The sequence below is a fragment of the Rhizobium sp. R635 genome, from assembly GCF_002211285.1.
Classification (GTDB): domain Bacteria; phylum Pseudomonadota; class Alphaproteobacteria; order Rhizobiales; family Rhizobiaceae; genus Rhizobium.
The window spans coordinates 104,601-118,314 of record NZ_LOKX01000005.1 but is presented as its reverse complement, the minus strand read 5'-3'; the positions used below and the strand labels follow the sequence as shown (position 1 = coordinate 118,314).

Below are 13,714 nucleotides of genomic sequence, written 5' to 3'. Positions count from 1 at the left end.
AGGAACTTCCCCCAAAGGTTGGTGCCGGGGTCTACGGGATTGCCCATAAGAGCAGATGTTATGCGTGCCCATTCATCGCTAGCTTGGCGAGGAATGCACACCGCGAAGCACGCCGCGCCACAGTTTCCGGTGAAGTGAAGCAATGTTCTGGTGCGCGCCGGCTGTCGGCAGCCGATGCCTGGAAGGGTTGGGTTCCTATGGTTTTGCGTCATGGTCCTGGTTCCGCACGCTACATGACAGATGCGTCGCTCGTCACGGTAGTGGCACGGCGATTGATTTGAGAGGGTGTCATGGAGCGGCTAGCCGTCAGCGTCCTCATCAACAATCACAATTATGGCCGCTTCGTTGGTCGTGCGATCGACAGCGCTTTGAGTCAGCAAACGCCCGACGTCGAGATCATCGTCGTCGACGACGGGTCCAGCGACCAGTCGCGCTCCGTTCTGGAAGCCTACGGCAACCGGGTGAAGGTGCTCTTCCAGGAGAACCGGGGGCAGGCAGCCGCAGTGAATGCCGCCGTGCGGTCAAGCCGCGGCGACATCCTCTGCTTTCTGGACGCCGATGACTGGTGGGCGCCGGACAAGCTGTCTGCGACGGCATCGGCATTCCATGCCAATCCGCAACTGTCGCTGGTCTACCACCGGCTTCAGCCCGTGCTGAGCGATGGCTCGCCGACCCTCAAGCCGATCCCCCGAACCCTATGTTCCGGAGATTTATCGCTGCGGCTGACGAAATCGGCCGGCTGGTGGCCCTTCCCGATGACCTCGGCCATCGCCGTACGGCGTCGTGCGTGGGATGCCGCAGGGAATATTCCCGAACAGTTCCGCATATCGGCCGACGCGTGGCTCACGGGGATCTATCCGTTTCTGGGGGACGTTGCCGCCTTGCCGGATTCGCTCGGTTTCTACCGAATCCACAACAACAACTGGTATCGGCCGATCGATGATGCCGCCATGCTGCGAAAGCGAATGGCGCATTGGCAGGCGACCGTCGAAGCGACGAACCGCTTTCTTTCAGCCAACGATCTGCCGGCGAGACTGCGCCTGACGGATCACTATCCCTACCGGATCGCGTCAGCAAGGCTTGACGGAGTGAATATGCGCACCAGGCTCAGACTTGCCGTCGAAGGGTTCTTTTTTGCCGGAGAACCGAACCTGCCGAGGCGGATGCGCGATGCGCTGCGCACGGCCCACGACCTGCCCCGGCGCGGTCGGGACCTCGGCTTGTCGGAGCCGGCGAAATGAAGGCGCTCCTGCTGGTTTCCGAACTCGAAGACTACACCATCTCCTACGCCAGCGGCGTTGCGCAACATCTGCAGGTCGTGCTCGGAGTTCCCCGCCGGCGTTACGCCCACCTTGCTTCCTCTTTCGATCCGGCTGTCGATCTGCACCTTCTGGACTGGCCGAGACACCGTTCTCTCTCCAATCCCTGGTTTCTGTATCAGCTGACGCGTTTGATCCGGCGGGAGCAGCCGAACCTCATTCATCTCCTCAGCAATTCGACGCTTTGGCTGAACCTCGCCGTGCCGTTCTGGCGCCCGATCCCGCTCGTGACGACCATTCATGACGTGCAGATCCATCCCGGCGATGCCGATACCCGTACGCTGCCCGTCTGGGCTCCCGAATTGATGGTGAAGCAATCCGGACATCTCGTCGTTCACGGCGAGGGACTGAAGCGGCTGGTTCTCGATCGATATTCGAAATCGCCGGACTGTGTCCATGTCCTGTCGCATCCCTCCATTCTTCGCTATGCGGAGCTCGCCCGGCAACAGAAAATGGCGCCGCGGCAAGCGGATGGAACGATCCGCGTCCTGCTCTTCGGACGGATCTTTGCCTACAAAGGCCTGGAACATCTGGTCCGGGCCGAGGCGATGCTCAAGGATGTGCTTCCCAACCTGCGCATCACGGTCGCGGGCCGAGGCGACAATCCGCTGGTATTCCAGTCGCTCATGGGGGATGCCAGCCGCTACGATATCCGCAATCGCTTTATCGAGGATGCAGAGGTCGCCCAGCTTTTCCTGGATACCGACATCGTCGTGCTTCCCTACACGGAAGCATCGCAAAGCGGCGTGCTGAACCTCGCCGCCGCATTCGGCAAACCTGTTATCGTGACCGATGTCGGCGAGTTGCGGGACACGGTTCAGCCCAATGGGCTGGGACTGGTGGTCCCGCCCGGCGACGCCAAGGAACTCGCGGCGGCGATCAGGACATTGGCGGACAACGGCGAGCTTAGAAACAGTTTCGGTGACAACGCGCTCGGATGGGCCAAAGGACCGAATTCGCCTGAACGGGTCGGCGCTCAGGCTGCGGCCGTTTATCGGGAGGTGGTCGGCGCATGCTGATGAAGGTGTTCACGGATGAAAATCGGCCAGTGACGCGGAGCGCGCCAGCAACCGTGCGCCACTACGTCCCGGGCGGTTGCGAAAACGGCGGCGGAATTGGCAGGCTGGTCGGCTATATATCCAACACGGCCAGGGAAGCGGGAGAAACACACTTCGTCACCGACACCAGAGGACCGCGATGGTCCGTGGCGAAGTCGCCTTTGCGCCTGCTCGGCGCCATCTTGACGATGGCGAAGGATCGGATCATCGCTCCGGCGCGCATTCACCATATTCATGTCGCCGGCCGCGGCAGCACCGCCAGAAAACTGATCCTGACCGAGGCTGCCCGTCTTCTCGGCTGCTCCCACATATTGCACCTGCACGATTACGACTATGCGACCGACTTTGCCGCCCGCTCGCCGCGTCAGCAGCTGCTCATACGCCGGATGTTCCAGCATGCCGACCAGGTCGTGGCGCTCGGCCAGCGCGACCGCACGACGTTGGCGACGCTTCTGGGCGTGGACGAGCGCCGTATAGCCGTCATCCGCAATTGTGTTCCCGACCCCGGTGCGCGCAGCGTTCACGTCGGCGAGACGCCGCTGATCGTATTTCTCGGCCGGCTGAGCGAACGCAAGGGCGTTCAGGAGCTTCTGCTTGCCTTGAGCCATCCTGTTATGAAAGAGCTCCGCTGGCGAGCCGTGCTGGCAGGCGACGGGCCTGTGGAACATTACCGGCGCCAGGCTGCCGCCATGGGGCTTTCCGATCTCGTGAAAATGCCGGGCTGGCTTGGCGCCGACGAGGCGCAAGCCTTGTGCGCCAAGGCGGATATCCTGGTCCTGCCCTCGCATGCCGAGGGCTTGGCAATGGCCGTGGTCGAAGGGCTTGCCCACGGGCTTGCGGTCGTCACCACGCGCGTCGGCGCGCATGACGAAGTCATCCTTGACGGTGAAACCGGCGTCTTCGTGCCTGTCGGAGACAAGGATGCCCTGGCTGCGGCGCTGGCGAAACTGGTCACCGATCCGGAAGTCCGCAACCATCTCTCGACGAAGGGCCGCGCTCATTATCTCAATCATTTCAGCATGAGGGCTTACATGCGATCGCTGGAAAAACTCTATGAAGCCGTCTCCGTGCAACCTCGAACGATGGTTGGCGAACGATGACAATTTCAACCGTCCCGCCAGACCGCAACACCTCGCTCTCGTCGATGCGCTACGATCCCCGGTTTCAGGTGGAGACCAGATCGGACGATTTCGATCTGACATCAGGCTTGCGCCTCATCCGGCGAAGGATGGTCATGATCGCGGCCATAGTCGCGCTGCTCATGGCAATTGCCGCAATCGGGATTTCGGGGTTGAAGCCGACCTTTCATGCCGAGTCCCGGCTGATCATCCACCGGCCTTTGGCCACGACGCTCGACGCGGAAGACGCCGGCCTCAACGATCGGCTGGACGTCACATCGGAGACCGAGCGGCTTCTTTCCAGAAGCATCGCAGAGCGGGTCATCCGCGACCTGAGGCTCGATCAGTGGCCGGAGTTCAATCCGGCGCTGCGGAAGACCTCGCTCATCGGCGAGATCCGGGCACTGATGCGCGGCTTGGTCGACAGAGAAAAATCGTCGTTGTCGGCACGAAACAGCATAGAGCCCATAATTCCGGAATATTACAGGGCGCTCCGCGTGTGGCGCGACGGCCAGGGTGACGTCATTCAGATCGGCTTCGATGCGAGTGACCCCAAGCTGGCAGCCTCGGTCCCGAACCGGCTCATCAGTATTTACCTTGAAGAGCGAAAGAACAGCTTCCGCGGCCGCCTGGACGCGGCGGAAGAATGGGTTTTGCGGCGCATCGCCGAACAGCAGGGTCGAGCCAAGGCGGCACGCGACGCCGCCGACCAATATCAGGAAACGATGGACGTCGTCTCAAATGACGAAGCTCAGGTCGAACAGATCAAGTCGATAATGGAGTTGGGCGAGCGGCAGACGAAAATCGACCAAAGCCGCGCTGAAATGAGAGCAACGATATCGACACTGGAAGCGGCCGACGACCCGTCGCTTGCCCTGCAGACCATCGTTATTCCCGACAGCATCGGCGCAATGCAACGCGAGCTTCGTGCGCAGGAACAAGATCTCGACCGTCTTCTCGAAACATATGGCAACACCGCCGAAGCAGTGGTCGATTCGCGCGCGAAAATCCTTAAATCCCGCACCGATCTCAGCCTTGCGATCGACCGGTATCTCCAGTCGATACGCGCCAAGCTTGCGGCGCTTGATCATGAGCACGACGTAGTCCAATCGGCATTGGCGGCGGCTCACGATAAGCGCTCTCGCTCTGCCCTGGCGCAAACGGAACTGATGCGGCTCCAGCGCCTGGCTGAAAAGGAGCAAACGTCGCTCGATAAGCTCGAGGAGAACCGCAGGACCCTGGCCGGGCAAGCTTTGCTGCCGGGCGCCGAACTGGAAGTCTTGTCGCCGGCCGCAGTACCGCTCGCGCCGCAGGGACGCGGACGGCTTTTCTATCTGGTCGGCGCCCTCCTGGCTTCAGTTTCGATCGCGGTGACAGCCGCTTTCGTGGTCGAGATGATGGACAAGTCGGTCCGTAGTTTCGACCAGATGGCCGGCATGCCGCGCATAGTCCCCGCCGGATTCGTCCCGCGTTTGAAAAGGAAAGACGGGGGAAATCCGTCGACATTCTTCGGGCAGGTGCCGGACGGGATGTTCGACGAGGCAATTCGCACCGTCATCATTTCGCTCAAACAATCCAATGGCGGAAAGTTGCCCAACAGCATCGTCGTGACGTCGGCCCACAGCGGAGAAGGCAAGTCGCTTGTCGCCAGATCGTTGGCAATCGAACTCGCCGCAAACGGAATTCCGGTGCTGCTTGTCGACGGCGATCTTCGACACGGAAGGCTGGACTCGTTTTTCCAATCGGAGCTCGAGCATGGGTTGAATGAATTCCTGGGTGGACAGGTGCGACTAGGGGACATCATTCATCACCATCCAAGCGGTATCGACTTCATTCCGGCCGGCAATCCCCGGCTCCATCGGCACACCCATTCGAGCGATGCAGCTGACATCATCGAAATGGCCCGCGTCAGAGGCAAGATCGTCGTCTTCGACAGCGCGCCCGTGCTCGCTTCGACCGATACGATGCATCTGACGGCGGCAGCGGAGCGAACGCTGGTGGTCGTCAGATGGGGAAAGACGAGCCGTCGCGCCGTCGAATTCTGCCTGCAGCAGCTGAAAAGCGTACGCAATGCCGAGCTTTCGGTCGTCATAAACGATGTCCAACCGAAGCAGCATGCCAAATACAACTTCAGCGATTCAGAGTTGTTCGAAAGATCGTTGATGAAATACCACGATTTTGAAGCATGAATTCGAGCATCGCTGGGGGTTTTGCCTATGCCTGAACTGATCTACAGCCTTGCCGGAAAAAGGGTCTATGTCGCGGGCCATCGCGGCATGGTGGGCTCTGCGATCGTGCGGCGTCTCGCTTCCGAGGGCTGCGAGATTTTGACGGCCACCCGCGCCGAGGTCGATCTCAGGCGGCAGGATCAGGTCGAGGCCTGGATGAGTGAAAATCGTCCGGACGCCGTCTTCCTGGCTGCTGCGCGGGTCGGCGGCATTCTCGCGAACGCGACCTATCCGGCCGACTTCCTGTACGACAACTTGGTTCTCCAAGCGAACGTCATCCACGCAGCCCATAGAGCCAACGTCGAAAAACTGATGTTTCTGGGCTCGTCCTGCATCTATCCGAAGTTCGCCGATCAGCCGATCGTCGAGGATTCACTTCTGGCCGGATCGCTGGAGCCCACGAATGAATGGTATGCGATCGCCAAAATTGCCGGTTTGAAGCTCTGCCAGGCCTATCGCAAACAGCACGGCAGAGATTTCATCTCGGCCATGCCCACCAATCTTTATGGCCCAGGGGACAATTTCGACCTCGGGTCGAGCCATGTCATGCCGGCGCTCATACGCAAGGCGCATGAGGCCAAGATCAACCGGCAGCAAGAGATATGCATCTGGGGCACCGGCACGCCGCGGCGCGAATTCCTGCATGTCGACGATTGCGCCGACGCCTGCCTCCATCTCATGAAGACCTATTCCGCCGAAAGTCATGTGAACGTCGGTTCCGGCGAAGACATTTCCATTCTCGAACTGACACGCCTCGTCTCCAAGATCGTTGGTTTCAAAGGCAAGATCACGCGCGACCTCGGCAAGCCGGATGGCACGCCACGTAAACTCCTGAGTGTCGACAAGCTTCGCACCCTCGGCTGGTCTCCTAAGATCGGCCTAAAGGAGGGCATCGCAGACGCCTATCACGCCTTCCTGGACGGGCATTGTCTCGAGCGAAGCAACGGTCAAAGCGACATCAGTTTCGAGAGGGCCAAGACTTCGGCGCTGCACGCCCCCACGCACTCTCCGGTCGCACATCACCCTCGCGGATAGCGGATTTTCGCGAGGGATAAAGGTTTTGTCTGGGGGGACACATATGCTGGGACCGATAGAAATCAGGATTGCAGCGCTCATTTTCCTGATCGTGGCGTGGACGATCATTATCGGTACGGCAATGGATTTCTTCACGGTCGAGATGCCGATGTCGCTGGTCGCGCTGCTCAGCAGATAGCCGATGTCCCTATACGAACCGTGGCGGCCGAGGGATTAAAATCCTGGGCACACCGATTTTCCTATTCGTTCTTCCGAGCAATGCGCTGCACGTCTCAACCGGGCTGCGGGGCTTGGACATTCCTCTCTGCTGAGATAGACACCTTCCCGGCAGACGAAGAACGGCATTCACCACGGATGGGAACTCGGGATGCTCGACCTTTCACAGGTATCCCGGCGGTTCGGCCGGGCGAAAGCGCTAAACGATGTCTCGATGACGGTCGCCGAAGGTGAGATCGTCTGCCTGGTCGGCCATTCCGGGTGCGGCAAGTCCACCCTGCTCAGAATCATTGCGGGGATCGAGAAGCCCGATGCGGGCTCGGTATCGATATATGGCGGACAGGTTGCCGGCCCTTCCCGTTTCGTTCAGCCGGAGCACCGGAAGATCGGTTTCGTCTTCCAGGATTATGCGCTCTTTCCGCACCTGACGGTGGAAAAGAACATACGTTTCGGTCTCGGAAACGACGACCGGCGAGAGGTCGAGCAGCGTATCGGCGAGCTGACCGACCGCCTCGGTCTCGCGCAGATGAGGCAGCGTTATCCCCATACGCTCTCCGGCGGAGAGCAGCAGCGGGTGGCGCTTGCGCGGGCTCTGGCGCGCGCTCCCCGGCTGCTCCTGCTCGACGAGCCGTTTTCCAATCTCGACAGAACCCTTCGCGAGAAAGTGAGGCAGGATACGCTTGGCCTGCTGAGAGCATTGGGAACGACGGCGGTGATCGTCACGCATGATCCGGAGGAAGCCCTGTCGTCAGGCGATCGGGTGGTGCTGATGCGGGCTGGCGAGATCGTGCAGACGGGCTCCAGCTACGAACTCTACGACAGCCCGAACTCGGCCTATGCGGCCGACTTCTTCACCACCTACAACAAGGTGCCGGGCAAGGTGCGATCGGGGCATATTCAAACGGCCCTTGGGGAATTTGCGCTCCGTTCGCCGTTGCCGGAGGGTGCCGAGGCAATCGCCTATATCAGGCCTCAGGATATCGACTTGAGCGGAGCGGCGGATCGGCATGCCGGCACGGTCATCGACCGCTCGCTGATGGGCGAGATCGAGCAGGTCACGATCGAGGTGGAGGGGCTGGCCGCACCCCTCAAGGCAAGATCGACCAAGCGGCTTGGCGTGATCGGCGACCGGATCACCTTCAGTTTTCCCCGCACGCCGGTTCTCGCCTTCCGTTCGCCTGATCGGGATTGATCGGCAGCCGATCAACTTTTTTTGTGCTTGGAAAACCGTTCATAAGTTGATTTTAAAATTCCAGTATGCTGGATGCTACGGCATTTCTCGAGTTAGGGGGACTCTCGATGTTCGTACGCTTCACTCTCGGCCTGGCTATTTCTGCGGCACTTCCGCTTGCCGCGACCGCTGCTGAGGTCAATATCTACACCACCCGGGAACCCGGCCTGGTCAAGCCTCTCCTCGAGGCCTTCACCAAATCGACCGGCATCACGGTCAACACCGTTTTCCTGAAGGACGGATTGCCGGAGCGTGTCGCAAGCGAAGGGGAAAGTTCACCCGCAGACATTTTGATGGCGGTTGACGCCGGCAACCTCGTCGACCTGGTCGAGAAAGGCGTCACGCAGCCCATCCAGTCCGCTGTCCTGACCGATGCCGTCCCGTCCCAGCTCCGCGACCCAGACGGCCATTGGTTCGGCCTTTCCTACAGGGCGCGCGTTCTCTATGCGGCGAAGGACCTCGATCTGACATCCTTCAACTACGAGCAGCTCGCCGATTCCGCCTGGAAGGGCAAGATCTGCATCCGGCCGGGCCAGCACCCCTACAACACCGCTTTGATTGCCGATTACATCGCGCATTACGGGGCGGAGGAAACCGAAAAGTGGCTGGCGGGCGTCAAGGCGAACCTGGCGCGCAAGGCAGCCGGCGGCGACCGCGATGTTGCCAAGGATATTCTCGGCGGCATATGCGATATCGGTATCGCCAATTCCTATTATGTCGGGCTGATGCGCTCGGGCAAGGGCGGCGAGGATCAGGTTGCCTGGGGCCAGGCGATCAAGGTCGTCCTGCCGACCTTCAAGGAGGGCGGCACGCAGGTGAACATCAGCGGCGCGGCCGTCGCCAAGCACGCCAAGAACAGGGACGAGGCGATCAAGCTCCTCGAATATCTGGTTTCCGACGAAGCGCAGAAGATCTACGCCGAGGCGAACTACGAATATCCGGTGAAGGCAGGCGTCGCGGCCGATCCCATCATCGAGTCATTCGGCAAACTGACCATCGACAAGACGCCGCTCGGCGAAGTGGTGCGCCACCGCAAGCAGGCGAGCGAACTGGTCGACAAGGTCGGCTTCGATAGCTAAGCGCCGAAACCATCTCTCGGGCTGGACGCGGGCATCCTGCCTGGTTGCCGTACTCGTTCTGCTTCCCGTTCTCGGGATCGCCTCTCAGGCGGCGCTCCCGTCAAACGGGCTCTGGAGCCACCTCGCCGCCACCGTCCTGCCGATCACGTTCGTCAACACGCTGATACTGCTTGCGGGCGTGGCGGCGGTGAGCGGAATTGTCGGAACGATGCTTGCGTGGCTGGTGACGGCTTATGACTTTCGGGGCAGAGCGCTGCTCGAATGGGTGGTGCTGCTTCCGCTGGCTGTGCCGTCCTACATCATTGCCTACGCCTATCTCGATATTCTCCATCCGCTCGGCGCCTTCCAAGGCGCGATCCGTTGGATGTTCGGCTATTCCAGTCCCCGGGAATTCCGGCTCCCCGACATTCGCTCGATGCCGGGCTGCATCTTCCTGCTCGGCTTCGTGCTCTATCCCTATGTCTATCTTCCGACGCGGGCGATGTTTCTCACGCAGTCCGCAAATCTCATCGAGGCTGCCCGGACGCTTGGCGTAACCCAACGCGCCGTGCTGTGGAAAGTGGCGCTGCCCCTTGCCCGGCCTGCCATCGCCGTCGGGATCAGCCTTGCCCTGATGGAAACGCTGAACGACATCGGCGCATCCGAGTTTCTCGGCATCCGCACGCTGACGGTATCGATCTATTCGACCTGGGTCACGCGCTCCGATCTTCCGGGCGCTTCTCAGATCGCCCTGCTTCTTCTGTTTCTCGTCGTCCTGCTCGTGTCTCTCGAGCGCTGGGCACGGCGAAAGCAGCGCTACAGCACGGGGACGCAGCGCTTCAATCCGGCTGCACCGCGCCGGGTCCATGGCTGGCGTTCTCCAGCCCTGTTTGCCCTCGGCATCCTGCCGGCACTGATCGGCTTTGCCATTCCCGGCCTCTATCTCGCCGTCGAGGCTTTCAAACGCTGGACATTCACGGGCATTTCCGACCGGTTCGCCGCGGAAGCTCTGAATACATTGAGCTTCGCTTCGATCGCCACGGTTCTGGCTGTGGTTCTCGGCGTGGTGATTGCCTATGCGAGCCGGCTGAGGCCGGGCGCGCTTACCGGCTGGACCTATCGCCTTTCGACCATGGGTTATGCAGCACCCGGCACGGTGATCGCGATCGGTTCCCTGATCGTGCTCGCCTCTTTCGACAGGATCGTCGATCAGACGGCACAACGATGGTTCGGATATTCAACCGGGCTGCTGCTGATGGGTTCGGGAGCGGCCCTGATCTATGTCTATGTCGTTCGCTTCCTTGCCATCTCGGCCGGAAGCATCGATGCGGGGCTGTCCCGCATACCGCTGTCGCTCGACCATGCGTCCCGGACCCTCGGCAAAACGGCCAACCAGACCTTCATGAATGTGCATTTGCCGCTCTCCAAAACGGCGCTCGCCACCGGGGCGCTCCTCGTTTTCGTCGATTGCGTCAAGGAACTGCCTGCGACCCTGCTCCTCAGGCCTCTCAACTTCGAGACGTTCGCGACGCATCTCTACGGCGAGGCCGCTCGCGGCACATATGAGGAAGCATCGTTGGTCGCATTGGCCATCGTGGCGGTCGGCATCCTGCCGGTTGCCATGCTTTCGAGAGTGGGCAGGAAAGCGGCCGATCAACATCAAAAAATAATGGGTCACGCCGCTAGTAGTTGACTGTGATACTCAAGGATTATAGGCGCTTCGGCAAGTTTTCCGGCAACCTGAAGCATGAGCATGATCCCTGTCGACATCTTGTCAGAAATCCTTCGCGCGGATGATCGCCCGGCGCTTGTCTTCGCCGACGGGCGGACGCTTTCATATGCCGATCTCAACGCGCGAACCTTGCGGTTTGCCGAGCGGCTGGGCCGAGGAGAAAAGCGGCTTGTCGCGATCTCGGCGGAAACCTCCGAGCATATGATCGTCGCCTATCTGGGCGCGCTGCGCGCAGGCCATGCGGTCGCCATGCTGCCCCCATGCGACGGCCGGCTATGGAGTGATTTTCTCGCAGCCTTTCGGCCCGACTTCACCTTCCGTCCGGTCGACGGCCGCTGGCGCCTGATCGAGGAAAGCCGGCCTGCGCGGAGCGCGCAGCAACTTCATCCCGATCTCGCTCTCGTGCTGATGACTTCCGGCAGCTCGGGCGCTGCCAAGGCCGTGCGCCTTTCCTATGCCAGTCTCGACGCCAATGCGCGTTCGATCGCGGGTTATCTCGACCTTTCCCCGGCCGACAGGGCTGCCCTCGTCCTGCCGCTTCACTACTCCTATGGACTCTCCGTTCTCCATTCCCACCTGATCGCCGGCGGCAGCATTTTCTTCCCCGGCGTCTCCGTGATGAGCGACGATTTCGCGCGCGTGATCGGCGAAAGCGGCTGCACCAATTTTTCGGGCGTGCCTTACTCCTATGAACTCATGGAAAAGACGCGCTTCCGGACGGCTGAGCTCAAGGCGCTGCGCTTCATGACCGTGGCCGGCGGAAGGCTCGCTCCCGAACGCATTCGCCTCTATCGGGACCACATGCGCGCCGGCGGCGGCCGCTTCTTCGTCATGTACGGCCAGACCGAGGCTGCGGCCCGTATCGCCTTCGTCCCGCCGGAGAGCCTGTCGGACAATGAAGAGCGGATCGGCATCGCCATATCAGGCGGCAGCCTCAGCCTTGTCGATGATGACGGAAAACCGGTCGACCGGCCGGGTGCCGCTGGAGAACTCGTCTATTCCGGCCCGAACGTGATGATGGGCTATGGCACGGATCGCTCCGATCTCGCGCGCCCGGCCGAGGTCGACGCACTGCATACCGGCGATATCGCCGTCCGCGACGAGCAGGGTTTTTTCCGCATCGTCGGGCGCAAAAGCCGTTTCGCCAAGGTCGCGGGCCTGAGGATCGGCTTCGACATCATGGAGCAGGCTCTGGCGGAGGCCGGCATCGCGGCTGCGGTGGTGGGTGACGATGAAGGTCTGCAGGCCTATGTGGCTGAAGCGGGCGGGGCCGACCGGGCGCGGCGGATCCTTGCGCAGGCGAGCCATCTTCCCGCGAACCTGATCTCCGTTGCCGAGCAACCGAACCTGCCGAGGCTTGCCTCCGGCAAGATCGACTATGACAGGCTTGGGGAGGAGATGCGCAAGACACGTGAGAAAAGCCGTACGGCGGCGGTCGGCGTGCTCGAAGCCTATGCCCGCGTCTTCTATCCCCTCACCGTCGGCCGCAATGACAGCTTCGTCTCGCTCGGCGGCGATTCCCTGCGCTTCCTGCAATTGACCATGGAGTTCGACCGGCTCGGCGTCGACTTGCCGGAAGGCTGGGCGCATATGCGGATCGCCGAACTCGACACTTGCCTGAGAGCAACACGCTCGTCCCGGCTTGCCGACATCAGGGCGTTGCCGACCGACCTGGTCCTGAGGGCGATGGCCATCCTGCTGGTGGTGGTGCACCACGAGATGCTGTGGCCCATTCCCGGCGGATCGGGCGTCATGCTGCTTCTCGTCGGCTTCAGCCTGGCGCGCTTCCAATCAGCCCATTTCCTCGCCGGCCAGTTCCGCCATGCGCTGCGCCCCGCCATCAACGTTCTCATTCCCTATTTCTTCATCGTCGCCGCCTATGCGCTCGCGTGGCGGACGCTTCCCTGGGCCTCGATCACGCTGACCGGCAATTTCGGTTATGCCGATCCGGAGCGCCACGAGATGGTTCCCTATCTCTACTGGTTCATCGAAGCCTATGCGCAGACGCTTCTCGTCTTCTTGCTCATTTTCGCCGTGCCTGCGGTGCGCAAACTCGCGCGGGCAAGACCCTTCGCCTTTTCGCTTGGCCTGCTGGGACTGGCTGTCGCCGCGCGCTTTTCCCTTCCGCCCGTCTTCGACATCGGCAAGCGGCAGATTTTCACGATCTATTGGGGATTTTACCTCGGCATCTTCGGCTGGTGCGCCGGCCTTGCCGATAGCGCAGCGCGGCGGACGGTCCTGACGGCGCTTGCGGCGGTTGTGCTCGGTTATCTCGCCTTCTGGGAAACGGTCTGGATTGGAACGACGATCAAGTATCTGACGATCTTCGCGGCACTTCTTGCCCTTCTTTATCTGCCGCATATTCGCCTGCCGGTGTGGCTCGGCCGCGTGGTGACGCTGATCGCGGTCTCTGCCTTCCCCATCTACCTGCTGCACCGCTTCGTACCGGAGCTGCTGATGACGCCGGCAGCCGGCGCCTTGCCGGTTCCGGTCTTTCACCTGCTCGCCATCGCCGGCGGCCTGGCGATCGGCATGCTCGCCAACAAGGCCGTGGCGGAGCTCCGCAACGTGTTCAGCGCAATGGCGATAGCCAGGAATAGCAACGGGCCTGAGCCGGCCGCGACTGCTCCTTGCGCTGCGCAATAGGTGGCTGGGATTGCGGCAATCGGCCATGCGGCGGATGACTGCCCTCGAGGCCCCCACAAACAGACGAAGGCTG

10 protein-coding genes are annotated in these 13,714 nt (G+C 61.4%); all 10 read left to right on the top strand.

The features are described from left to right. The first annotated feature begins 290 nt into the window (after positions 1-290). The 10 genes from ATY78_RS06495 (at position 291) to ATY78_RS06455 (ending at position 13,641) form a co-directional block, all read left to right on the top strand. Positions 291-1,241, top strand: coding sequence for a glycosyltransferase (locus tag ATY78_RS06495; protein WP_088681512.1), 951 nt, complete (start codon positions 291-293; stop codon positions 1,239-1,241). Next, positions 1,238-2,338 (top strand): glycosyltransferase family 4 protein, encoded by a 1,101-nt coding sequence (locus tag ATY78_RS06490; protein WP_088681511.1) that lies wholly within the window; start codon positions 1,238-1,240, stop codon positions 2,336-2,338. The genes ATY78_RS06495 and ATY78_RS06490 overlap by 4 nt, the downstream gene beginning before the upstream one ends. Continuing rightward, positions 2,332-3,477: a glycosyltransferase family 4 protein gene (locus ATY78_RS06485; RefSeq protein ID WP_088681510.1), complete on the top strand. Its 1,146-nt coding sequence runs from the start codon at positions 2,332-2,334 to the stop codon at positions 3,475-3,477. Before ATY78_RS06490 ends, ATY78_RS06485 begins: the two co-directional genes overlap by 7 nt. Continuing rightward, positions 3,474-5,684, top strand: coding sequence for a polysaccharide biosynthesis tyrosine autokinase (locus ATY78_RS06480; RefSeq protein ID WP_088681509.1), 2,211 nt, complete (start codon positions 3,474-3,476; stop codon positions 5,682-5,684). The genes ATY78_RS06485 and ATY78_RS06480 overlap by 4 nt, the downstream gene beginning before the upstream one ends. 27 nt (positions 5,685-5,711) lie before the next feature. Further along, complete coding sequence (locus ATY78_RS06475; RefSeq protein ID WP_088681508.1) at positions 5,712-6,758, top strand: GDP-L-fucose synthase; 1,047 nt, start codon at positions 5,712-5,714, stop codon at positions 6,756-6,758. Between the two features lie 43 nt (positions 6,759-6,801). Continuing rightward, positions 6,802-6,936: a hypothetical protein gene (locus ATY78_RS28960; RefSeq protein WP_280950433.1), complete on the top strand. Its 135-nt coding sequence runs from the start codon at positions 6,802-6,804 to the stop codon at positions 6,934-6,936. 189 nt (positions 6,937-7,125) lie between these two features. Further along, positions 7,126-8,166, top strand: a complete 1,041-nt coding sequence (locus tag ATY78_RS06470) for an ABC transporter ATP-binding protein (protein WP_088681507.1) — start codon at positions 7,126-7,128, stop codon at positions 8,164-8,166. Between the two features lie 107 nt (positions 8,167-8,273). Then, entirely contained in the window at positions 8,274-9,284 is a 1,011-nt protein-coding gene (locus tag ATY78_RS06465; protein WP_088681506.1) for a Fe(3+) ABC transporter substrate-binding protein, read from the top strand. Further along, positions 9,277-10,956: an iron ABC transporter permease gene (locus ATY78_RS06460; protein WP_245313510.1), complete on the top strand. Its 1,680-nt coding sequence runs from the start codon at positions 9,277-9,279 to the stop codon at positions 10,954-10,956. Before ATY78_RS06465 ends, ATY78_RS06460 begins: the two co-directional genes overlap by 8 nt. Before the next feature lie 60 nt (positions 10,957-11,016). Beyond that, positions 11,017-13,641 (top strand): AMP-binding protein, encoded by a 2,625-nt coding sequence (locus ATY78_RS06455; protein WP_088681504.1) that lies wholly within the window; start codon positions 11,017-11,019, stop codon positions 13,639-13,641. Positions 13,642-13,714: the final 73 nt, after the last annotated feature.

Coding starts and splice junctions, on each gene's coding strand:
- ATY78_RS06495 (WP_088681512.1), top strand. CDS start 291: ATGGAGCGGCTAGCCGTCAGCGTCCTCATCAACAATCACAATTATGGC.
- ATY78_RS06490 (WP_088681511.1), top strand. CDS start 1,238: ATGAAGGCGCTCCTGCTGGTTTCCGAACTCGAAGACTACACCATCTCC.
- ATY78_RS06485 (WP_088681510.1), top strand. CDS start 2,332: ATGCTGATGAAGGTGTTCACGGATGAAAATCGGCCAGTGACGCGGAGC.
- ATY78_RS06480 (WP_088681509.1), top strand. CDS start 3,474: ATGACAATTTCAACCGTCCCGCCAGACCGCAACACCTCGCTCTCGTCG.
- ATY78_RS06475 (WP_088681508.1), top strand. CDS start 5,712: ATGCCTGAACTGATCTACAGCCTTGCCGGAAAAAGGGTCTATGTCGCG.
- ATY78_RS28960 (WP_280950433.1), top strand. CDS start 6,802: ATGCTGGGACCGATAGAAATCAGGATTGCAGCGCTCATTTTCCTGATC.
- ATY78_RS06470 (WP_088681507.1), top strand. CDS start 7,126: ATGCTCGACCTTTCACAGGTATCCCGGCGGTTCGGCCGGGCGAAAGCG.
- ATY78_RS06465 (WP_088681506.1), top strand. CDS start 8,274: ATGTTCGTACGCTTCACTCTCGGCCTGGCTATTTCTGCGGCACTTCCG.
- ATY78_RS06455 (WP_088681504.1), top strand. CDS start 11,017: ATGATCCCTGTCGACATCTTGTCAGAAATCCTTCGCGCGGATGATCGC.